Origin of the sequence: Acinetobacter courvalinii, from assembly GCF_014635545.1 — a bacterium.
Lineage (GTDB): Bacteria > Pseudomonadota > Gammaproteobacteria > Pseudomonadales > Moraxellaceae > Acinetobacter > Acinetobacter courvalinii.
Map to the genome: position 1 here is coordinate 146,485 of NZ_BMDA01000005.1, position 21,668 is coordinate 168,152.

At 45.4% G+C, this 21,668-nt stretch carries 19 protein-coding genes; 11 read left to right on the forward strand and 8 right to left on the reverse strand.

Translation table 11 applies throughout. The annotated features are described in order from the left end of the window. Positions 1-185: 185 nt before the first annotated feature. Positions 186-3,551: an Rne/Rng family ribonuclease gene (locus tag IEV39_RS15755; protein WP_005280712.1), complete on the reverse strand. Its 3,366-nt coding sequence runs from the start codon at positions 3,549-3,551 to the stop codon at positions 186-188. 790 nt (positions 3,552-4,341) lie between these two features. On the opposite strand from IEV39_RS15755, the gene IEV39_RS15760 reads away from it, so the two are divergent. From IEV39_RS15760 to IEV39_RS15780, 5 genes are all read left to right on the forward strand, one after another. Next, complete coding sequence (locus IEV39_RS15760) at positions 4,342-5,274, forward strand: RluA family pseudouridine synthase (RefSeq protein ID WP_005280709.1); 933 nt, start codon at positions 4,342-4,344, stop codon at positions 5,272-5,274. Further along, positions 5,271-5,945 (forward strand): HAD-IA family hydrolase, encoded by a 675-nt coding sequence (locus IEV39_RS15765; RefSeq protein WP_005280706.1) that lies wholly within the window; start codon positions 5,271-5,273, stop codon positions 5,943-5,945. The genes IEV39_RS15760 and IEV39_RS15765 overlap by 4 nt, the downstream gene beginning before the upstream one ends. Positions 5,946-6,018: 73 nt before the next feature. After that, on the forward strand, positions 6,019-6,714 hold the full coding sequence (locus IEV39_RS15770; protein ID WP_005280703.1) for a helix-turn-helix transcriptional regulator: 696 nt from the start codon (positions 6,019-6,021) through the stop codon (positions 6,712-6,714). A gap of 52 nt (positions 6,715-6,766) precedes the next feature. Further along, positions 6,767-7,375: a glutathione S-transferase family protein gene (locus IEV39_RS15775; RefSeq protein WP_005280701.1), complete on the forward strand. Its 609-nt coding sequence runs from the start codon at positions 6,767-6,769 to the stop codon at positions 7,373-7,375. A 352-nt stretch (positions 7,376-7,727) separates the two neighbouring features. Further along, positions 7,728-8,780 carry an MBL fold metallo-hydrolase gene (locus IEV39_RS15780; RefSeq protein WP_005280698.1) on the forward strand — a complete coding sequence of 351 codons (1,053 nt, stop codon included), beginning with the start codon at positions 7,728-7,730 and terminating at the stop codon, positions 8,778-8,780. Here IEV39_RS15780 and IEV39_RS15785 read toward each other — a convergent pair. The 3 genes from IEV39_RS15785 to IEV39_RS15795 form a co-directional block, all read right to left on the reverse strand. Then, the gene (locus tag IEV39_RS15785; RefSeq protein ID WP_005280695.1) at positions 8,734-9,174 is read right to left on the reverse strand and encodes a DoxX-like family protein; all 441 of its coding nucleotides are present in this window, start codon (positions 9,172-9,174) and stop codon (positions 8,734-8,736) included. The genes IEV39_RS15780 and IEV39_RS15785 overlap by 47 nt on opposite strands. Further along, positions 9,171-9,611 carry a thiol-disulfide oxidoreductase DCC family protein gene (locus IEV39_RS15790; protein WP_005280692.1) on the reverse strand — a complete coding sequence of 147 codons (441 nt, stop codon included), beginning with the start codon at positions 9,609-9,611 and terminating at the stop codon, positions 9,171-9,173. Before IEV39_RS15790 ends, IEV39_RS15785 begins: the two co-directional genes overlap by 4 nt. Before the next feature lie 91 nt (positions 9,612-9,702). Then, the gene (locus IEV39_RS15795; RefSeq protein ID WP_005280689.1) at positions 9,703-11,223 is read right to left on the reverse strand and encodes a catalase; all 1,521 of its coding nucleotides are present in this window, start codon (positions 11,221-11,223) and stop codon (positions 9,703-9,705) included. A 600-nt stretch (positions 11,224-11,823) separates the two neighbouring features. Here IEV39_RS15795 and IEV39_RS15800 point away from each other — a divergent pair. Further along, complete coding sequence (locus IEV39_RS15800; RefSeq protein ID WP_005280687.1) at positions 11,824-12,273, forward strand: hypothetical protein; 450 nt, start codon at positions 11,824-11,826, stop codon at positions 12,271-12,273. Between the two features lie 73 nt (positions 12,274-12,346). Here the strand turns inward: IEV39_RS15800 and ptsP are convergent, their stop codons facing one another. Further along, positions 12,347-14,641 (reverse strand): phosphoenolpyruvate--protein phosphotransferase, encoded by a 2,295-nt coding sequence (ptsP, locus tag IEV39_RS15805; protein ID WP_005226596.1) that lies wholly within the window; start codon positions 14,639-14,641, stop codon positions 12,347-12,349. Positions 14,642-14,734: 93 nt separating this feature from the next. Then, the gene (locus IEV39_RS15810) at positions 14,735-15,211 is read right to left on the reverse strand and encodes an RNA pyrophosphohydrolase (protein WP_004656060.1); all 477 of its coding nucleotides are present in this window, start codon (positions 15,209-15,211) and stop codon (positions 14,735-14,737) included. A 183-nt stretch (positions 15,212-15,394) separates the two neighbouring features. On the opposite strand from IEV39_RS15810, the gene IEV39_RS15815 reads away from it, so the two are divergent. Then, a complete protein-coding gene (locus IEV39_RS15815; protein ID WP_005280684.1) occupies positions 15,395-16,045 on the forward strand; it encodes an HAD family hydrolase in 651 nt (216 codons plus the stop codon). A 99-nt stretch (positions 16,046-16,144) separates the two neighbouring features. On the opposite strand, the gene IEV39_RS15820 is transcribed toward IEV39_RS15815, so the two are convergent. Further along, positions 16,145-17,008: a LysR family transcriptional regulator gene (locus IEV39_RS15820; RefSeq protein ID WP_005226598.1), complete on the reverse strand. Its 864-nt coding sequence runs from the start codon at positions 17,006-17,008 to the stop codon at positions 16,145-16,147. Positions 17,009-17,062: 54 nt separating this feature from the next. Continuing rightward, positions 17,063-17,269 (reverse strand): DUF2061 domain-containing protein, encoded by a 207-nt coding sequence (locus IEV39_RS15825; RefSeq protein ID WP_005226599.1) that lies wholly within the window; start codon positions 17,267-17,269, stop codon positions 17,063-17,065. 343 nt (positions 17,270-17,612) lie between these two features. On the opposite strand from IEV39_RS15825, the gene leuC reads away from it, so the two are divergent. The 4 genes from leuC to leuB all read left to right on the forward strand — a co-directional run bounded on the left by leuC (position 17,613) and on the right by leuB (position 21,631). Beyond that, on the forward strand, positions 17,613-19,031 hold the full coding sequence (leuC, locus tag IEV39_RS15830) for a 3-isopropylmalate dehydratase large subunit (RefSeq protein WP_005280682.1): 1,419 nt from the start codon (positions 17,613-17,615) through the stop codon (positions 19,029-19,031). A 109-nt stretch (positions 19,032-19,140) separates the two neighbouring features. Further along, a complete protein-coding gene (gene leuD / locus IEV39_RS15835) occupies positions 19,141-19,791 on the forward strand; it encodes a 3-isopropylmalate dehydratase small subunit (protein ID WP_005226600.1) in 651 nt (216 codons plus the stop codon). Between the two features lie 135 nt (positions 19,792-19,926). Further along, complete coding sequence (locus tag IEV39_RS15840) at positions 19,927-20,505, forward strand: hypothetical protein (protein WP_005226601.1); 579 nt, start codon at positions 19,927-19,929, stop codon at positions 20,503-20,505. Positions 20,506-20,551: 46 nt separating this feature from the next. Beyond that, positions 20,552-21,631 (forward strand): 3-isopropylmalate dehydrogenase, encoded by a 1,080-nt coding sequence (leuB, locus tag IEV39_RS15845; protein WP_005280680.1) that lies wholly within the window; start codon positions 20,552-20,554, stop codon positions 21,629-21,631. Positions 21,632-21,668 lie beyond the last annotated feature (37 nt).

A 21,668-nucleotide genomic window follows, 5' to 3' on the forward strand; every position in this document is an offset into this window, starting at 1 on the left:
TCCTGTTTATTTTTCGATCAATCCAAAAATGGCTATCCGTAAGAACACAACCATTCACACCATTGTCGTTGATGCTGTTTTGTAATGGTAAGTTCCTAGAGCAATCAACCTAATTTGACAAAATAACAAAAAAGCCTAGTCACCGAAATGACTAGGCTTAGCCTTATTGAGTGCAATTTAGCAAATTATTCATTGCTAGCTGCAGCCTTTTTCGGTGGACGTCCACGTGGACGGCGCGGGCGGCTTGATTTTTCTTTCTCTGCTTTTGCAGCTTCATCTTCTGATTCCGCTTCGGTTGCAGCTGTTGCCTGTTCTGCTTTTTCAGCAGCTTGAGCTTTCTCAGCAGCTTTGCTCGCAGCTTCAGGCTTGGCCTCAGCTTTAGCCGCTGGTGCTTTCACCGCTTCAACCGGTGCTACTTCTGCCGGAGCAGCCACTGCTTCTTGAGCAAGTTCTAGAGGTTGTTGCTCTGGCGCTGCAACCACAGTTTCTTCTGCTGGCTTAGCGACTTCTTCTGTTTTCACTTCTTCTTTCGATTCAGTATTTTCAACAGGAGCAGGCGTCGCGTTTGAAGCAATATGCGCTTCTTTGGCTTGCTCTGCAGCAAGTTTGGCTAAACGACGACGTTCACGCGGGTCATTTGCAACTCGAACAGTAGCAGCTTCAGGTGGTGTTAATGCTAGCACTGGCGCTGGTTCAGCTTCTTCCGTTACTTTTTTGCTTGGAAGTTCGGCATCACGTGTTACCGGACGCTTTTCTTCTTCAACCACGGTGTCTACCACTAGCGTGCTGGCATATTGCTCGGCAAACTTTTGCAGGGCACGGTTAAACGTAGTGATTAAACCAAATTGCTCAATCAGGATAGTACAGTCTTCACCATAAACATGGCGAATCAGGCTACCGACCGTGTATTGACCCAGCGCTGGAATCTGCGATGGTGCAATTTTTGGTGCCGCTGCTTTCTGCGGTGCTTGAGCACCACGTTGACGACGACGAGAACGTGGGTCATTGCTGGCACGTTTTACCGGTGCTTGGGCTGCTTCTTCAGCAGTTGCAGCAGGTGCTTCTTTCGCAACCACTGGTTCTGCTTGAGCCGCAGGTTTGCTCTCGGTTTTTTCTACAACAGCAGGCACAACTTCCGCTTTTGCGGCAGGTGCAGTCGCTTGTTGTGGATTCAGTGCCACGATCTCACTTTGACCTTGATCAATGTTCACGATCAATGCCGTGTTCATTGGCTCTGGACGTGGTGCATCCACCACATCAACTTTAACCTGTTGCGGGTTCGCAGGCGCTGCAGTTGCAGCGTCATTCAACACGCTTTGGTCACGATGACGGTTTGGTCGGTTCGGACGTTGCTGGTTACGGTCACGACGTGGTAATGGCGCATTGTCATTCGCTTGCGCAGCCTCGTGATGTTGCTGCTGGTTTTGAGGCTCTTGCGACTGCTGACGTTTTTGTTGACGTTTCAGTTCGCGTTGCTCTTGGCGCTGTTCCTGACGTGACAGTTGAACCACTTCTTCATGCACTTGATTTTGTTGTTCATGTGCATGCGCGTGTTGTTCACGTTGCTCTTTGTGCTTGCGTTTCTTCTGGTTTTGATTTGGACGATGTGGTTTTTCGTCTTTCTCAAACGTTTCACGCGGTTCCTGTTTCACAGGATTCTGTGAAATATAGGCATTGTTTGCCGCTGGTGCAGCAGTTTCAGTGGTAACAGATGCAACAGGTGCAACAGGTGCATTGACCTGTCCAAACTGGCCACGGCTTACTGCGCCATTGTTGACCATTTGCTCAATCGCAGCTGCCGCATTTTGTGCCGAGCGCGATTGATCTGTAGTTTGTGCCTGTTTTTGAACAAACAGGTTTTCTAACCATGCACAAGGACTTGCTGACTTTTGCGCAACAGCCTGTTGAGTTTGTTTTGCTTGCGCAGCCTGTTGCTGAGCAGCTTTCTTCTGTGGCGCAGCTGCTTGATTTTGTGCAGGTGCATGGTGATGCTCTGCATCTTCCAGATGCCAGTCAGAAGACTCGTAACCGAGTTCTTTTTCACTTGAACGGGTTGCTTCAGTACGTTCATAACTAGACGGTGCAAAACCATCCGGATTGAACTGGATTTGATAGTGTGGTGTTTCCAAGTGCGGGTGCGGTAATACCGTAACACGAACATTTGAGGTTTGTTCCAAGTACACCAGGCTGTGACGCTTTTCATTCAATAAGAATGCTGCGATTTCAACAGGCACTTCAACTTGAACTTCACCTTGACGTTCGCGTAATGCAATTTCTTCTACCTTACGCATGATCGAAAGTGACAATGAACGTAAGTCACGCACCATACCGGTACCATGACAGCGTGGGCACACGTAACCTGTTGCTTCTTCTAAAGAAGGGCGTAAACGTTGACGGCTCATTTCCATCAGGCCAAAACGTGACAGTTGACCGAACTGGATACGTGCACGGTCGCTTTGCGTTGCTTCACGTAATTTGGCTTCAACCATACGCTGGTTACGGTCTTTGGTCATGTCGATGAAATCGATGACCACTAAACCACCGATATCGCGTAAACGCAGTTGACGTGCGATTTCTTCGGCTGCTTCCAGGTTGGTGTTGAGTGCTGTTTCTTCAACATCGTGACCGCGAGTTGATTTCGCCGAGTTAATATCAATCGATACCAAAGCTTCGGTCTGGTCAATCACGATTGAACCGCCAGAAGGAAGTTTGACTTCACGCTCATAGGCAGTCTGGATCTGGCTTTCAATGCCGAAGTGAGCAAATAAAGGCTCATTCATGGTGTAGGTTTTTAATTTGTCGAGCTGACGTGGCATCACTGCTTTTACGAAGTTATAGGCTTCGTTGTAGGCTTGCTCACTATCAATCAGGATTTCAGCAACATCATCACGTAAATAATCACGAATGGCACGTGTCACCACGCCTGCTTCCTGATGAACCAGCATTGGTGATGGACCTGAACTTGCCGAACCCTGGATTTGTGCCCACAGGTCAAGTAAGTGTTGCAAGTCAAGTTGCAGTTCTTCCTGAGTACGGCCAATCCCAGCGGTACGAACGATGACGCTCATGCCACGCGGCACATTTAAAGAGGCTAAAATTTCTTTCAGTTCTTCACGGACAGAACCTGAAATCTGACGGCTGATACCGCCACCTTTCGGGTTGTTCGGCATAAGCACTAAATAACGGCCTGCCAGCGAAATGAAAGTCGATAGGGCAGCACCTTTGTTGCCACGCTCTTCTTTTTCAACCTGAACCAGTAATTCAGTGCCTTCAGTGATCAATTCACGAATATTTGAAGTTTGACGAGGGTCAGCTTTGAAATACGAGTTTGCAATTTCCCGCATAGATAAAAAGCCTTGACGCTGTGCGCCGTACTCAACGAAAACCGCCTCTAAAGAGGGCTCAACGCGAGTGACATGACCTTTATAAATATTTGATTTTTTTTGTTCGCGAGTACGATTCTCTAAGTCGAAATCGTAAAGACGATTACCAGTGATAAGTGCAACGCGAACTTCTTCGGCGTGGGTTGCATTAATCAACATACGTTTCATGGGTGTGACACCTAATAGTGATGCACACAAACAATAAGCCCAATATTTTTGAGCAAACATCTCATTGGCACGATCAAGACTCAGAAGCAACGTTGTGTAGCAAGCTCTGAAACCACTGGCTGTAAGTATCCAGCTGGAGGCTTTGATCCGGTTATTTCGATGTTAGCAATACTGCTTCAATCTTGAATCCGTTGATATTTCATGGCATGTCTGACATCTGTGAAATATCACTAGATCCGACATAATCAAAGTTTCCTGTACGCTTCACTGGCGGGTGAGCGGTGCATTGGATGGTGACTTTCACTGTCATTAAGCATTGAAGTCGATCCATCTGGAAGTCTTGATACGGAATGATCATCGTATCTCTGCTTGGCAGTTCCAATGCATCAACGCTTTAGCCTGAATGCGACATCAGGGAGCAAATTGTCTGATGTGGATCAGTTTACGTTTAATAACCAGCAAATTGCTGGCGACATATTTTTTCTGAACAAACTGTATGTGCTGATGCACAATTAAACGCAACAGTTTGCCATTTTGCCGATATAATAAGCCTTCGGCGTCGGCATAATTCTTTAGGACCTATCCGAGTTATTGGTGAATATCTCATCGATTTAAAATTTTATCTAAATAAAATTTCTGATTTGATGCTCACTTACGGTGGTATCCGTGCGCTGAATATACCAAACCTTGCAGCATCTGCCTATGGGCTAAGTTTAGGTTTCTTGTGAAATAACTTAGCTAAATGATCATTTTTTAATCATATTTAGCAAATCTTGGATTAATCGAGCGTATGAATTCTACACAACAATGGCAAAGTGTCACTTGGTTTGACGTGGATGAGCATCAAGACGGGCAGCGAATAGATAATTTTTTATTTACCCGATTAAAAGGTGTTCCAAAAAGTCGCATCTACCGTTTGATTCGTGAAGGACAAGTACGCGTAAACAAAAAAAGAATAAAAGCAGAAACACGTTTGAACATTGGCGACCAGATTCGTGTCGCACCAATCCGTTATGAACAGAAGGATGAAACGGCTGCACCTGTCAGCGATAGCGTCGCGCAAAGCCTGTTGAGCCGAGTGGTGTATGAAGATGAAGGCTTGCTGGTAATCAATAAGCCTTCGGGTATTGCCGTACATGGCGGCAGTGGTGTGGCCTATGGCCTGATTGAAGCCTTACGGGCGGCGACAGGCAAAAAATATCTGGAACTGATTCACCGGATTGACCGTGATACCTCCGGTCTGGTGATGGTCAGTAAAAAGCGCAGTACCTTAAAATTGCTACAGGACCTACTACGCGAACATAAGATCCAGAAAACCTATGCCGCTATTGTTAAAGGTCAGGTCAGTCTGGATCGCCAAATGATTGATGCGCCTTTATTGCGTTATGAGCTGGCCAATGGCGAGCGTCGTGTCCGTGTGACTTCTGAAGGTAAGCCAAGTAAGACTGACTGGAAAGTGGTTGAGCGTTTTAAAACAGCCACTCTGGTTCATGCTTCACCTTTATCAGGCCGTACCCATCAAATCCGGGTACATGGTTTAAGTATTGGTCATCCTTTGGTGGGGGACGATAAATATGGACACAATACGGTGTATAACGGCCCGGCAGCACGCCGTTTGTGCCTGCATGCCATGCGTCTGGAAATTCCGAATTATCCAGTGATTGAAGCTCCGATGCCTGAAGATATACAGCAGGTGATTGACGAATTGAGAAAGCAGAAATGAAGCAGAAGATTGAACTCGTCATTTTCGATTGGGATGGTACCCTGTTCGACTCGGTGGGCCAGATTGTGGCGAGTTTGCAATATGCAGCGCAGCAATTCGAACAGCCACTGACGGATGAAGCCGCGAAAAGCATTATTGGTCTGGGTTTACCTGAAGTGATGCAGATCCTGTTTCCGCAAATCCCGCATTTGCATCAGGAGCTTTTGCAATGTTATGCCGATCATTATGTGGCAAACTCGAAAGGCGATGTCTGGTTTAATGGGGTCGCTGAGCTATTGATGGATTTAAAGCAGCAAGGTCTTAAGCTTGCGGTCGCGACCGGTAAAAGCCGTAAGGGGCTGGATCGTGTATTGGCGCAAACCAATAGTCATGCACTATTCGATATTACCCGTGCCGCGAGTGAAACCAAGTCCAAGCCAGATCCACTGATGTTGCAGGAAATTCTGGCCGAGATGGATGTGGCAGCTGAACGTGCGATTATGGTTGGGGATACCAGTTACGATCTGGAAATGGCACAAAATCTGGATATGCCACGTATCGGGGTCAGTTATGGTGTGCACAGTATTGAAACGTTACAGCAATATCAGCCATTAACCATTGCCCATCATGTGCAGGACTTGCATCATTATTTACAAAGCTTGCTCAAGGTTGCTGATTTAACCGAAAGTTAATTCACTGAAGATCAAATGACAAAATGAGGGGAGAGTTCGCTTTCCCGTCATCCATAATAACAATAGGGACTATATGAGCCGCTCGATCCGTTTGCTCAATCTATTACAACTACTCCGAGAATATCGCTATCCGGTCACTGCACAGGTATTGGCGGAGCGACTGCAGATTAGTCAGCGCAGTGTCTATCGGGACATTGAGACATTACGCGCCCAAGGTGTGAGTATTGATGCAGCAGCAGGGCTGGGGTTTCAGCTCAAAGAAGATTTCCTGTTACCGCCAATGAGCTTGAATGAAACCGAGATCGAGGCCATCTTTCTGGCCTTAAACTGGTTGAGTGAAATTCCTGATCTGGCTTTAAAATCGGCTTCCACGTCGGTTCTGGCCAAGCTCAATGCAGTATTGCCTGAACATTGCCGACATTTACTTCAACACACCACCTTACGTTCCATCAATGCCTGGCTTCCTGTAGATGCACAACTGGTGGAGCAGGTACGTCTGGCCATCCGCCAGCAAGTCAAAATTGTGGTGGATTATGCCGATGAGCAGCAGTGTATCAGTTCCCGTACTGTGTGGCCTTTTGCCCTAGGGTATTTTAATGATCGGATTGTACTGGCCGCATGGTGCGAGTTGCGACAGAGTTTTCGGCACTTCCGGATTGACCGTATCCGGCAGCTCAGCCTGAGTCAGGAGCTTTATCCGCAATTCAAGCAGCAACTATTTCAACAATGGTGGAGGCAAGAGGTATGTTCGACTACTGACAGAAACTGACAATCCAAACAATTACATTGAAATAAGAATAACTCACTAAGGACATATCAATATGGCACTTAAACTTTATACCAATAATTTCTCACGTGGCGTTGTAGTGGACTGGTTGCTGATTGAACTAGGTGTGCAATGTGAGCGCATCGAAGTGGCCTTTGAAACTGAAATGAAAGCGCCTGAGTACTTAAAAATCAATCCCTTTGGCAAAGTCCCTGTATTGGTGGACGATGATATTGTGGTCTATGAGCTGGATGCGATCTGTGCCTATCTGGCCGATAAGTTCGCAGACAAAGGTTTGGCACCTGCACTCAATGATCCAAAACGCGGTCTTTATTATCGCTGGCTGTTCTTTATTTCAGGGCCTTGGGAAGCTGCTTCAACCAATAAAATGCTAGGTGTGGAGGTCAAGCCAGATCAGAAAGGATCTGTCGGATATGGAGACTATCAGGATGCCTACAATGCCTTTGTACAAGGCCTGAGTGAAGCTGATCCGTATTTATGTGGAAAGCAGTTCACCGCTGCGGATGTAACTGTTGCCGCGATGCTGTTCTGGCAGCTCAAGATGGGAGAGGTTGAATCTCATCCTGCAATTGAACGCTATCTGGACAATATTAAGCAGCGTCCGAGCTATCAAAAGTTTGCTGCCTTTTTTAGCAATGTTTAAGATTTCATCACTATACAAAGCCGACTTGTTCGGCTTTTTTATTTTGTCATACCGATGAATCTTCAATCCAAGACAGAAAAACGTGTTGCAAAAACGTCTGGTTTAACCTTTCACTACAATTGTCACTGAGCCTTATTAGTTCAGTAAAATTGTGTTGACTCAGCTCTAGAAAATCAGCATAACTGAATACCTTATGTTAGGATCAAGGTCCGATTATGCTGTGATGAAATGTGCTCGCTCTAGTCAAAAAATCATGATGATTTAAAACGCGATAACATTGAAAACACGCCGTAATCTCAGGGATATAACATAATGGACCTCATGCGATTAGATTCCACCACAGAAGAAGTACATGAAAGATAAGCCGACATTAACCTATCAATTGCCGACACAATCTTGCTTGAGTCATACTTGGGTGAAACCGCCGTTTCCACATGAGGCTTCTGATCATTGCGGCATAGACCGGTTCTATAATTTGCAGAAACCGTTAACCCCGTTTGATCGTAAAGGGCTATTAAAGTGGCTGGCGACCCGTCAGTCCTATACCTGGAATGTTGATCGTGTTCATGAGTCCAATTTACGCAACCAAATGCTGGAACTGCCCCAAAACCGACCGCATGCCGACTTAAATGACTGGCAAATCTGGTTTGTGGGACACGCCACAATTTTAATTCAAATCGGCCCTTATAATTTCCTCACCGATCCGGTCTGGTCGGAATATGCCAGTCCGAAACAGGGCAATGGACCACGCCGTGTCTGTCCCGCAGGTATTGCGCTGGAACATCTTCCGACCATTCACGGGGTCTTGCTCAGTCATAATCATTATGACCATATGGATCTGGCGACGCTGGATTGGTTACATCAGAAATTTGAAATGCCGATTTATACCGGTTTAGGCAATGGCTATTATCTGCCGAAACATCTGCATGTGATTGAAATGGACTGGTGGCAGGAAATTCCGTTCCATGATGAGTTAAAGATTGCCTATACGCCTGCACAACATACTTCCGGACGAGGCGTGCGCGATCAGAATCGTGCCTTGTGGGGCGGTTTTTCTGTGCTTGCCAAGACTGGGCACTGTTTTTTTGCAGGGGATACCGGTTATTCAGGGCATTTCAAGCAAATCCATGAGCGCTATGGCGATGCCAGAATTGCCTTATTACCGATCGGGGCTTATGAACCGCGGATGTTGATGCGTTATGTGCATATGAATCCACAAGATGCCTTTCATGCACATTTAGACTTGCATGCGCATCGCTCACTGGCAATTCATTATCGTACCTTCCAGTTGACAGATGAAGAGCGCGATTCGCCTGAACATGAATTGCAGCATGCCATGAAATCTTCTTCGAAACTGGTCAATCCTTTCTATTGCATTCGCGAAGGTCACTTTTTAAGGGCTTAGCATCAGCCTCGGCATTCAGGCACCAGATTGCGATCAGTGAAAGACTGGCTAGTGCAATATTCATGACCACAGGATTAAACGCTTGGTAAAGCTGATTCGGATCAATGAATAGAATAAAAATAAATAACCCGGTCAAACTCACGATACTGAGCCAGTGTAAACAGGGATGTTTGATGAACAAAAACAGAACACCAAAAATGACTTCACTGATTCCGGATAGCATGACTAACCATCCTATATAGAAATGAGCTATCGGTAATTGTTGCCAAATGGCTTGTTCAGTCGGTGACTGAAAAATCAATTTAGGAATTAGGCCTTGATAGATCCAAAGCAAGGCGATCATCGACTGACAAAATTTTAAAATCCTGTAGATGGTCGGGTGACGCTGCTTCATCTCAAGACATCATCCTGAAGGAAATGTTGCTGAATATCCGCAGTCACCACATAACATTGTTCAGTTTTACCAAACAGATCATAGCGATTTAATGCAATGCGCCGATAAGCAAAATCACGGAGGGTTTTAGGAACAAGGCGGGCATATTTTAAGCTGCTATAAGGAAAATCCAGTCGCTGAATAATGCGCAAGAAGGCCGTCGACTCTGTATAACATTGACCTTTTTCCAGCAATAGCATGGTTTCAAAATGATCGGTCGGGAAGTGGTAATGCTTTAACAATTGCTGCCCTAGACTGGATTGTACCGACACCAGTTTGAATTGACAGCGTCGATCATGTTTGATCATAAAATCTGCCCAGGCTGAACAAAGTACACATACCGCATCGAACAGAATGATGTTATGGTTTTGAATCAGGTGTTGTAAAGGTTGTGACATATTTATTCTTCTTATCCAGTGTTGAATAAATTGTCCCTCAAAGGCAATAAAAAGCCATCCGAAGATGGCTTTTTATTAAGTATTTCCTAGCTTACAGAAAGCTTGGTAAATGACGCGCCGGATCAGTTTCACGCGCAGCTTGTGCATCAGCAACGGTCATGCCCAATGCTTTCGCAACCCCTTCACCATAGGCTGGGTGGCAAGCATAGCAATTACGGATATGACGATACTTGATGAAGTCGAGCGCATCGCCCATGGCACGCGCTGTATTGCCAAATAACGCGTCTTGTTGCTCTGGTGTCATCAGTTCGAACAAGGCACGTGGTTGACTGAAGTAATCATTGTCATCTTCACGGTAATCCCAGAAATCGGCATCACCATTAATTTTTAATGGTGGCTCTTTATACTGAGCTTGCTCTTGCCACTGACCGAAGCTGTTTGGCTCGTAGTGCGGTAAACCCCCATAGTTGGCATCGATACGGCCTTGACCGTCGCGGTGATTACTATGTACAGGGCAGCGTGCCGCATTGACTGGAATTTGCTGGTAGTTCACACCTAAACGGTAGCGTTGTGCATCGGCATAGTTGAATAAACGCGCCTGCAACATACGGTCGGGTGAAGCACTGATCCCTGGCACCAGATTGCTTGGTGCAAAAGCAGATTGCTCTACATCAAGGAAGAAGTTTTCAGGATTACGGTTCAGTTCAAACTCACCCACTTCAATTAATGGATAATCGCCGTGAGGCCATACTTTGGTTAAATCAAACGGATGATATGGGACTTTTTCCGCATCTTGTTCTGGCATAACCTGAACAAAAAGGGTCCATTTTGGATAGTCTTTACGTTCAATGGCATCGAATAAATCACGTTGATGACTTTCACGATCCTGACCCACCAGCTCGCCGGCTTCTGCATCCGTCAGATTTTGAATACCTTGTTGGGTTCTGAAGTGGAATTTCACCCAGAAACGCTCATTGGCGGCATTAATGAAACTATAGGTATGGCTACTGAAGCCATGCATATGACGGTAGCTTGAAGGGATACCACGGTCTGACATGACGATGGTGACCTGGTGTAATGCTTCTGGCAATAATGTCCAGAAATCCCAGTTATTAGTGGCACTACGCAGGTTAGTTTTCGGGTCACGTTTGACCGCTTTGTTTAAATCCGGGAATTTACGTGGATCACGCAAGAAGAAGACCGGGGTGTTATTCCCGACCATATCCCAGTTACCTTCTTCGGTATAGAATTTCAGGGCAAAACCACGAATATCACGTTCCGCATCTGCTGCACCACGTTCACCGGCAACGGTGGTAAAACGGGCAAACATTTCAGTTTTTTTGCCGATTTCGCTAAAGATTTTAGCGCGGGTATATTGGGTAATATCATGGGTAACGGTGAAAGTACCAAATGCACCAGAACCTTTAGCATGCATGCGGCGCTCAGGAATCACTTCACGGACAAAGTTGGCAAGTTTTTCGTTTAGCCATAAGTCCTGGGCTAATAATGGTCCTCGCGCACCCGCGGTCATACTGTTCTGGTTATCGACAACTGGCGCACCAAAATCAGTGGTAAGGTGGCTATAAGGACATTTTTTTTCGTCTTGGCTCATGTTCTATCTCCATCAAGAGGACCTGTAAGTGAGGTCATCTCAATCATTTGACCGTTCAAAGATATGAATGCTTCGCTGGGACATATACAAATTGGGTATCAAAATTTCAGATGCCTAAGTAAGATTTGCAATGAATCAGTTCAGCCTTTGTATTTTTACTCTAGGTTGATGAAAGCTTTTTTTCCAATGGATTAAAGTTGATGTCATAAATGCTTTATTCGATTGAAGCTGTTTATAGCTTAAGCTTGAGCTGAGTGTTTGTAGATATAAAAATTGTTAAAAAAACAAGAAAGCTTATGAAAAATATAAGTTTTATTATGATTTGTTGTTGGTATTTCAATGAATGCACGGCCTCGAAACAAGAAATGAAAATGGCAATAGTTAAGGCAGCAATTGGAGCAATGGCCTGTTGCAGTTATGTAAAATAGCATTTAGCCGCAAAAAAAATTGCATATTCATCAAGACTTGCGTGCTCATGCTTAAGTGAATTTTCGGATTGAGAGAACTGAATCAGGTGATTGGGTTGAAAATATGTAAGTGAACATGATTTTAATGCAAGGCATGCTATGTTTGAGTTCTTTCTTGATGAGATAAAAAACAATGAAAAAAATAGTCACCAGTCTTGGTTTATCTTTAACTGTACTGACAGGTTGTACGGCCATGCCGCAGGATACTGAACTTAAAGCCAATCAAGCCATACCCTTGACCGTTGAGTTTGTGGGAGCAGGCAACTATGCGGTGCAGCCGCAACAGGGCACAATCAGCTTATATGCAGTGGAAAGTCGTATGGCCGATGTGCCTGCGACATTGATAGAGAAAAAGACAGTGCAAGTCTCTCAAGTCCCTTTTCGGGTTGAATTTATCATTCCAGCAGACCATCGTCAGCGTATTCAGCCACAGGTCCGTGATGATGCCGAAGTGAGCTATTATGTGACCTGGCAATCCGATGCCAAGAATTTAACGGGTAAAGACGCCATTGTAATTGATTATGACCGTCAATTTCCGAAGGTGAGTCTGGGGCAAGGAAAGCAACAGGTTTATTTAAAATAAGCTGACTTATCCATAAAAAAGAGCGACGCTTGCCAGAAGGTCGCTCTTTTTTTATAGGCAGTGTATATATTGTTTACACACTGACCAGTCGATTCGATTTCACCATATCGGCGAGGCCATGGGTTCTGAAATAGTGTTCCAGCCAACTTTTAATCACCAGCGGATTATTCATTTTCAGCACATCTTCCAGCAGTTTTTTGGCGTCGCTCATTGGCACATGGCAAATGGCTTTGCGGACACGCAAAATATTGCTGGAACTCATCGAGAGCGTGTTGAAGCCCATTGCCATCAATAAAATCGCAGACAATGGATCACCCGCCATTTCACCACAGACACTGACCGGTTTTTGATGGGTGTGGCAGTCTTCAGCCAGACGTTTCAAGGCCCGTAGAATCGATGGGTGGAAGTGTGAATAGACGTTGGCAACATGTGGATTATTACGATCCACCGCCAGTAAGTACTGGGTTAAATCGTTCGAGCCCACCGAGAAGAAATCGACCAGTTCGGCAAACTCATCAATTTGCAGTAGCACGCTCGGAACTTCCACCATGATCCCGATTTTCGGCTTGGTGATCTTGACCTGCTCTTCTTCCTGTACCGCCACCCAGTCACGCTCAAGCAGATATAGCACTTCTTCCACTTCACTGACACTGGTCACCATCGGCAGCAGGATATGCAGGTTATTCAGGCCAATACTGGCTTTGAGCATGGCACGGATTTGCGCAGAGAAAATCTCGGGATGATCCAGTGTAAAACGCAGTCCACGCCAGCCCAGCGCCGAGTTTTCTTCTTCAATACTGAAATACGGCAAGTCTTTATCCGCCCCAATATCCAGGGTACGCATAATCACCGGTTTATTGGCAAAATGGCTGAGCTGTTGACGATAGATGGCACGTTGTTCTTCTTCGCCGGGGAAGCGCTCACGTAGCATGAAGGGAATCTCGCTACGGTATAAGCCTACACCTTTGGCACCGCGCTGAACGCCACGCACCACATCAATCATTAAACCGGTATTGACGAATAACGGGATAGAGATGCCATCAGGCGTGATCGCATCTTTGGTTTCATATTGCTTTAGATCTTTGGCGATCTGTTCTTCTTCTTTCTGGACTTCTTTATAACGTTGGCGTAAGCGACGCGGTGGATTGACAAAGACACGACCTTGATAGGCATCGACAATCATTTCAATGTCATCCAGTGTGGTGATTGGTAACTCGGTTACACCGACTACAGTTGGAATGCCCAAGGCACGTGCCACAATCACCATATGCGAATTGGCAGCGCCTTCAGAAGTGACAATCGCCGCAATATTATCCACTGGTAATTCTACCAACGCGGCGGTACTGATTTCTTCACCAATCAAAATACTGTCAGGGCTGAGTTCACGATGGCTGGAATCCGCTTCCTGCAAGCAGGCTAGAATGCGACGGCCCAGATCTTTCAGATCAGAAACACGTTCACGCAGGTAGTCATCTTCCATTTGCGCAAATAGCGCCACATGCTTGTCGATGACTTTACGTACTGCGCCCTGGGCCCAGCTTCCAGCACGAATATGGTCTTTAATTTCATTGGGTAAGGCATTTTCATCCAGCATGCGTAAGAACACGCTAAATAACGCGCGTTCTTCCGACATGAGGGAGTCTTGCATTTTTTCATCTAAAGACTGAATTTCCTGACGAACCGAGGCAATGGCCTGATCCAGTAAATCCAGTTCTTCGCTGATATCTTCTGCTTCACGATCTGGAATTGCAGCCAGATCGGCAGGCGGGTAGAGCACGATGGCACGGCCCAGTGCAATACCACCGGCCCCTGAAACGCCCTGAAAGGTCTTATAGGTTGAACCGGTGCTTGGCTTGCGGAATACATCAATATTACCGACCGCATGGGCATGGGCGATCACACCAGAAAGCTGTGCACATAGCGTTACTAAAAAGGATTCGGCAGCTTCGCTAAAGTCCTGGGATTCCTTATTCTGAACCACCAGTACGCCCATTACCTTACGGCGATACATCACCGGAACGCCAAGGAATGAGTTAAACAGCTCTTCGCCAGTTTCTGGTAAATAGGCGAAACGGTCATGCTTTGGCGCATTATCGAGATTCACGATCTCTTCGCGTTGCCCGACCAGACCAACCAGACCTTCACCAATATTCAGGGAAACATTGCCGACGGCTTCAGGTTTGAGGCCTTTGGATGCCATCAGCACATAGCGGCGATTGCGTTCATCCAGTAAATAAATCGAGCAGACATCCACATGCATGGCTTCGGCCACATGATTGACCATAATGTCCAAAGAATCATGCAAACTGACGGACGCATTGATTTCTTGCACAATGCGTCTAAGGGTGTCGAGCTGCATGTTTGACATGGATGTTTACTCCAGTTTATTGAATCGTTATAGGCCTAGTTATAACAGCTCTCTTGTCAAAAATCATTGCTTAAAATGATGATTTTATGACAATTAACGCTGAGGTAGTTGTAAACATAATTCCATCATGGCTTTACGGTAAACATCACGTTTGAAGTTGACCACTTGACCCAATGGGTACCAGTAACTCACCCATTGCCATTCATCGAACTCGGGTGGGTCTGACAGGTTTAACTGAATATGATGAGGCGAGGCCGTTAACTTCAGTAAAAACCATTTTTGCTTTTGTCCAATACATACCGGATCTGAATCTGACCGAATGTACCGATGTGGCAAACGATAACGCAGCCAACCTTTTGTTTGCGCTATAATCTGGACGTGTTCGGGCAATAAACCGACTTCTTCTCTCAGTTCACGAAAAAGTGCCTGTTCAGGGGTTTCACCAAATTGGATCCCTCCTTGTGGAAATTGCCAAGCATTGTGACCAATGCGTTTTGCCCATAAAACCTGTCCATCATCGTTTGCCAAAATGATCCCGACGTTGGGTCGGAAACCTTCTGAGTCGATCATTTGGCTACCTAAATTTTATCTATATCGTTGACTTTGATCTCGGGGACAGACTATCTTCCATGTCCAACTCGAAAAAGGTCAAAGTAAAATGTTTAAATTGCTATGATCTTAACGAATTTTTAGTGACTTACGGAAATAGATTTACGTTTTTTTTCTTTAATTTGCATTTAAATGAGCATTTATATGAAATTGGCTTTGTTTGATTTAGATCATACCCTGTTAAATACCGATTCTGACCATTCCTGGGGTGAATTTCTGGTCAGTGAAGCGTTGGTTGATCCAGTTCATCATCGTCAAATGAATGACAAGTTTTATGAAGACTATAAAGCGGGGCAACTGGATCCGATTGCCTATAATGAATTTGTGTTTGAATTTCTTACCCAACATGAAAATGCCTATTTAACTGAATTACATCAGTTGTTTATGCAAAAGGTTATCCGTCCACAAATGCGTCCAAAAGGATTTGAGGCGATTAAAAAGCATCAGGATTTAGGGCATGCCATTGTAGGGATTACCGCGACCAGTGATTTTATTACCGCGCCGATTTTCCGGGAATTTGGTATTACCGAAATTATTGCCACCAGTGCTGAAGTCGTTGAGGGTAAATACACAGGCAAGGTCACTGGAATCCCGTGTTATCAACAAGGCAAGCTAGCACGTCTGGATCAATGGCTGGCTGGACGTACGGTGGCTGAGTCTTGGGCTTATTCAGATTCGATCAATGACCGTTTCTTACTGGAATACGCGACCCATGCGATTGCAGTCAATCCAGATGATCGTTTAGAAAAACTGGCGCAAGCGCAGGCTTGGGACATTCAAGACTGGTCAATCTAAATCCTCCTTAGCGGTGTCTATTTTGAAGACAATAAAAAACCTCCTAGCCATGGAGGTTTTTTTATATTACGAATGTTTCTACAGCAAAGGATGGATTACTTATCCTACCTGCATCATCCGAATCAGCTCCTCAGCCGCCTTAGACTGGATACGGGCTGGATGCCAGACCATACCCAACTGACGTTGCATATCCAGCTGTAAATCCAGTTGTTTTAAATCCTGATTGACCAGTGTCTTGGGCAAAACAGACCAGCCTAAACCGATCGAAACCAACATGCGGATGGATTCTAACGGATTGTTGCTCATGGTGATTTTAGGTTTGAGGTTGTTCTTTTCAAATTCTGCCAAGGTAATCTGGCTGGTATAGGTTTGTGCGGCTGGCAATAAGCTCGGGTAAGCAATCAGGTCTTCGAGCTTGAGCTGGGTTTGCTGTGCCAAGGGATGGAAGGGGGCGGCCACAAATACCAACGGATCATTCCAGATGGTGACATAGTTGAGCCGATCATCCCCAACTGGAGGTAGGGTTAAAAAGGCCAGTTCCAGTTCACCTGCCAGCACCTGTTCATGCGCCTGTTCAGAATCGACAAAATGCACATCGAGAGTGACTTGGGGAAAATGCTGCACAAAGTTTTTAAGTGGCTCGGCCAGATGATGTAAACCGATATGGTGACTGGTGCCAATCTTGAGACGTCCTTGTACCTGCGCCTGCTCATGGCTCAAGGTATGGTGAATCTCTCCCAGATTATTCAGCCAGCTTTGAACTTTGGGCAAAAGCGAGTGTGCCGCATGGGTCGGTTGAATGCCCCGGCCTGCGGATTCAAAGAGCTTGACGCCAAAGTAGTCTTCAAGACTATGAATCCGTTTGGTCACTGCAGGCTGGGTAATAAATAATTGTTCTGCTGCAATAGAAATGGAACCGGTTTCCATCACTTTTACAAATGCTTCAAAAGCTGCGAGGTTCATACACGCCTATCCAGAGGGAGATTTTAAATTGGTTTTATGTGCAATTTTTTTGAATTAGAAATAATTCCAGACTTTCTCATGAAAGAAAAAAGCGAAGGCTTGTACGGTCGGTTCGATTAAACTCAACGTTGCCGCCATCATCAGATTCCCTGTAATGACATAGGCAACCATCATTGCCACACTAATATGCATAATGTAATAACTCAAGGTTTTTTTCAAAGTCCGCCGATTGTTGAGTACAAATTGTTGGATATTGGCCATTGTCGTCACCCGAATAAATCTCTATTTAATTAAATAATAATCATTATCATTTAAAATGTAAAAAAGAAATTTCAATTTATGACGATTGTTTTTATAAATAGAATGAAGATTCACTTAAATTTGATCAAAAAAACCATATTAACGTTAAGATAAGACCGGATCAGATTGATTTGGCATGCTTTTCATTGAACAAGCACAAACTTGAACTTGGCAGAAATTTATCATTCCAAAAAGTTTGTTAATTTATAAAAATGATAAATTAGATTTATGTGAAGTGGTTGCTATAATCAATTCAAGATAAAAAATACCCAGTCCGATGGCAAGCACGATGGAGAGCGACGACATGGCAGGCAAAACTTTGTACGACAAATTGTGGGATGACCATTTAGTAAAACAACGTGATGATGGTTCTAGCCTGATTTATATTGATCGTCATTTATTGCATGAAGTCACCAGTCCTCAGGCATTTGAAGGCTTACAACTTGCCGGACGCCAACCGTGGCGTTTAAGTGCCAACGTCGCAACGCCTGACCATAACGTACCGACCTCTAAAAAAGAGCGTGAACAGGGGATTGCCGGCATTGAGGATGATACCTCGCGTATCCAGGTTCAGACGTTAGACGATAACTGTAAAACATTTAATATCGTTGAATTCGGTATTAATGATATCCGTCAAGGCATCGCCCATGTGGTTGGCCCAGAGCAGGGTTTGACTTTACCGGGCATGACCGTCGTGTGTGGTGACTCGCATACCGCAACGCATGGTGCCTTTGGTTGCTTGGCACATGGTATAGGGACTTCAGAAGTTGAGCATGTCTTGGCAACGCAATGCTTGGTACAGAAGAAGTCGAAAAACATGTTGGTGCGTGTCGATGGCGTATTGGGCAAGGGCGTAACCTCTAAAGACGTGGTCTTGGCGATTATCGGCAAAATTGGTACTGCAGGCGGTACAGGTTATGCCATCGAGTTTGGTGGTCAGGTATTCCGTGACATGTCAATCGAAGGCCGTATGACGGTATGTAATATGGCGATTGAAGCGGGCGCACGTGTGGGCATGGTAGCTGTTGATGACAAAACCATTGCCTATGTCAAAGACCGTAACTATGCACCAACAGGCGAACAGTGGGATCAGGCGGTTGAGTACTGGAATACTTTGCATTCAGACGAAGATGCCGTATTTGATGCGGTAGTGGTATTGAATGGTGCCGAGATTGAACCGCAAGTGTCTTGGGGCACCTCACCGGAGATGGTGATCCCGGTGACACAAGCCGTGCCGACTTTAGAGCAAGCTAAAGATGAGGTACAACGCAATGACTGGACCCGTGCTTATCAATATATGGGTTTAACCGCTGGACAAGCCTTGGCTGATATCCAGTTGGATCGCGTCTTTATCGGTTCGTGTACCAATTCGCGGATTGAAGATATCCGTGCGGCTGCCGACGTGGTAAAAGGACGTAAAGTGGCGGCGAGTATCAAGCAGGCCATGATCGTCCCGGGTTCTGGCTTGGTGAAACAGCAGGCGGAACAAGAAGGTTTGGATCAGATTTTCTTGGAAGCAGGCTTTGAATGGCGTGAACCTGGTTGTTCAATGTGCTTAGCGATGAATGCTGATAAATTGCAACCGGGTGAGCATTGTGCCTCGACTTCAAACCGTAACTTTGAAGGCCGTCAGGGCAATGGTGGACGTACGCATTTGGTCAGTCCGGCCATGGCGGCTGCGGCAGCAATCGCAGGCCATTTTGTTGATGTTCGGACATTTTAATTAAAGCCTTTATACCCCCTCATCCCAACCTTCTCCCAAAGGGAGAAGGAATTTCCTCTCCTTTAAGGAGAGGGTTAGGGAGAGGTTACAGATTTTCTAGGGAACAATCATGAAAAAATATACTGTAGAGCAAGGTATTGTTGCACCTTTAGATCGTGCCAATGTCGATACCGACTTGATTATTCCAAAACAGTTTTTGAAATCAATCAAACGGACAGGTTTTGGTGACAATTTATTTGATGAATTGCGTTATCTGGATGAAGGCTATTTGGGGCAGGACATTAGCAAGCGTCCAAAAAATCCTGATTTCGTGTTAAACAAGCCGCGTTATCAAGGTTCGAGCATCTTATTGGCACGGACCAATTTCGGTTGTGGCTCAAGTCGTGAGCATGCGCCGTGGGCATTGAGTGAATATGGCTTCCGTACCGTGATTGCGCCAAGCTTTGCCGATATTTTCTTTAATAACTGCTTTAAAAATGGCATGTTGCCTGTGATCTTGTCTGAACAGATTGTGGATCAGTTATTTAAGGAATGTGCTGAAACCGAAGGGTATCAGTTAACCATTGATCTGGATGCACAGGAAGTTCGTACGCCATCAGGTCAGGCATTTAAATTTGAAGTTGATCCATTCCGTAAACATTGTTTATTGAATGGTCTGGATGATATCGGCTTAACCTTACAGGTTGCAGACGATATTCGTGCCTATGAAGCGAAAGCCAAACAGGCGCGTCCTTGGGTGTTTCAGGACATTCAGGCTTAAGTTGAGTGGACGAAATTACACTTCGTCTTGGACATTTTTAACATAGCCATAGCGCAGACATTGAACTCTTGTTAACATGCTAGCGACTAATTTTTTGCTTCCATGTTAACAAGGCATGAGGACTGGGCTTGAATAATGAGAAGAAGACTCGCTCGCAGTATTTTACTGTGTCTATGTGTTGGTACGACCTTAACCGCGTGTCAAAATGCACCGAACGTGGTCGATCAGGTTCGTATTGCACAGAACATGCTGGAAAGTAAGGCGGACAACACAACTTTATATTGTTCGGGCGTTGAGAATTGTGAGTTTGAACGAATTGGAGATATTGCCGTGATCGATGCAAAGACTCACCGGATCAGCCAGCAGGCGATGGGACGGGGGATTGTACGATTGCATGGTTCGGTATTCAGCCGAAAACAGCAGGTGTATTTAAGTGTACCTGCCAAGCAATATGAAGTGGTTATTCGTTTCTATCCTATTTCTCCAGATCGCGCAGAAACTTTCCATGTCATTCATGCATTCAAACCGCATGTGCGCTATACCTTTAAAATGTATCGAGACAGAACACATCGCTCATCGGGCAGTTTACTCAACGTTTCTGTACCTGATCCGCTATGTGTAGATTTACAGCAAGAGCAACATACCATTCGCCGTTTCTGTCGTCCTTTTGACGTGAGTACAGGTCTGGGCGAGTTTGTTGAGAAAAAGGTTTAATCGGCTCGCAGTGGCAATACTGCTTATATGAAAACTGGAAAAGTAGATGTCTAAACATATTTTAATTTTAGCGGGTGATGGCATTGGTCCTGAAATCGTAGCTGCAGCAGAACAGGTTTTAACCAAGGTCAATGATAAATTTAATCTAGGTTTGACATGGGAACATGGTTTACTGGGTGGCTCAGCCATTGATGCACATGGCGAGCCGTATCCGGCTGTGACCAGTGAACAGGCAAAACAAGCCGATGCCATTCTACTGGGGGCGGTGGGTGGACCTAAATGGGACACGATCGAGCGCGCAATCCGTCCTGAACGCGGTTTATTGAAAATCCGTAGTGAATTAAATTTATTCGCCAACCTGCGTCCAGCCATTCTATATCCGCAATTGGCCGATGCTTCGAGTTTAAAGCCAGAAATTGTTGCAGGTCTGGATATTCTCATCGTTCGTGAATTAACGGGCGGGATTTATTTTGGTCAGCCGCGTGGTATTCGTGAACTGGAAAATGGTGAGAAACAGGGTTATAACACTGACGTTTACTCAGAAAGCGAAATCAAGCGTATTGCTAAGGTTGCTTTTGAACTGGCGGGATTACGCGGCGGCAAAGTATGTTCGGTCGATAAAGCCAACGTACTTGAAGTGACTGAGTTGTGGAAGCAAACGGTGACTGATTTACAGCAAGCCCACTATTCAAATATCCAGTTATCGCACATGTATGTGGATAATGCTGCGATGCAGCTGGTGCGTGCACCAAAGCAATTTGATGTCATCGTTACCGGTAATCTGTTCGGCGATATTTTGTCTGACGAAGCAGCAATGTTGACGGGATCAATCGGCATGTTGCCTTCGGCTTCTCTAGATGAAAATGGCAAAGGCATGTATGAACCGTGCCATGGCTCTGCACCTGATATCGCAGGACAGAACATTGCCAATCCATTGGCGACGGTACTGTCCGTTGCGATGATGTTGCGTTATACCTTCCGTGAAGAAGCCGCTGCTAAGGCAATTGAAGATGCCGTTGGTCAGGTGCTGGATCAAGGTTTACGTACTGCTGACATTATGTCTGAAGGCATGACCAAAGTGGGTACGGATGCGATGGGTGCAGCGGTTGTTTCAGCGCTGAACTAAGCGGTATTGAAAGTAAAAACGCAGCAATGGCTGCGTT

Bases quoted from the DNA above. Each gene is read 5' to 3' on its own strand.
- IEV39_RS15810 (WP_004656060.1), bottom strand. From the start codon at position 15,211: ATGATCGACTCAGAAGGTTTCCGACCCAACGTCGGGATCATTTTGGCA.
- IEV39_RS15820 (WP_005226598.1), bottom strand. From the start codon at position 17,008: ATGAACCTCGCAGCTTTTGAAGCATTTGTAAAAGTGATGGAAACCGGT.
- IEV39_RS15760 (WP_005280709.1), top strand. From the start codon at position 4,342: ATGAATTCTACACAACAATGGCAAAGTGTCACTTGGTTTGACGTGGAT.
- IEV39_RS15755 (WP_005280712.1), bottom strand. From the start codon at position 3,551: ATGAAACGTATGTTGATTAATGCAACCCACGCCGAAGAAGTTCGCGTT.
- IEV39_RS15825 (WP_005226599.1), bottom strand. From the start codon at position 17,269: ATGGCCAATATCCAACAATTTGTACTCAACAATCGGCGGACTTTGAAA.
- leuC (WP_005280682.1), top strand. From the start codon at position 17,613: ATGGCAGGCAAAACTTTGTACGACAAATTGTGGGATGACCATTTAGTA.
- IEV39_RS15785 (WP_005280695.1), bottom strand. From the start codon at position 9,174: ATGAAGCAGCGTCACCCGACCATCTACAGGATTTTAAAATTTTGTCAG.
- IEV39_RS15780 (WP_005280698.1), top strand. From the start codon at position 7,728: ATGAAAGATAAGCCGACATTAACCTATCAATTGCCGACACAATCTTGC.
- IEV39_RS15775 (WP_005280701.1), top strand. From the start codon at position 6,767: ATGGCACTTAAACTTTATACCAATAATTTCTCACGTGGCGTTGTAGTG.
- ptsP (WP_005226596.1), bottom strand. From the start codon at position 14,641: ATGTCAAACATGCAGCTCGACACCCTTAGACGCATTGTGCAAGAAATC.
- IEV39_RS15800 (WP_005280687.1), top strand. From the start codon at position 11,824: ATGAAAAAAATAGTCACCAGTCTTGGTTTATCTTTAACTGTACTGACA.
- leuD (WP_005226600.1), top strand. From the start codon at position 19,141: ATGAAAAAATATACTGTAGAGCAAGGTATTGTTGCACCTTTAGATCGT.
- IEV39_RS15815 (WP_005280684.1), top strand. From the start codon at position 15,395: ATGAAATTGGCTTTGTTTGATTTAGATCATACCCTGTTAAATACCGAT.
- leuB (WP_005280680.1), top strand. From the start codon at position 20,552: ATGTCTAAACATATTTTAATTTTAGCGGGTGATGGCATTGGTCCTGAA.
- IEV39_RS15795 (WP_005280689.1), bottom strand. From the start codon at position 11,223: ATGAGCCAAGACGAAAAAAAATGTCCTTATAGCCACCTTACCACTGAT.
- IEV39_RS15765 (WP_005280706.1), top strand. From the start codon at position 5,271: ATGAAGCAGAAGATTGAACTCGTCATTTTCGATTGGGATGGTACCCTG.
- IEV39_RS15840 (WP_005226601.1), top strand. From the start codon at position 19,927: ATGAGAAGAAGACTCGCTCGCAGTATTTTACTGTGTCTATGTGTTGGT.
- IEV39_RS15770 (WP_005280703.1), top strand. From the start codon at position 6,019: ATGAGCCGCTCGATCCGTTTGCTCAATCTATTACAACTACTCCGAGAA.
- IEV39_RS15790 (WP_005280692.1), bottom strand. From the start codon at position 9,611: ATGTCACAACCTTTACAACACCTGATTCAAAACCATAACATCATTCTG.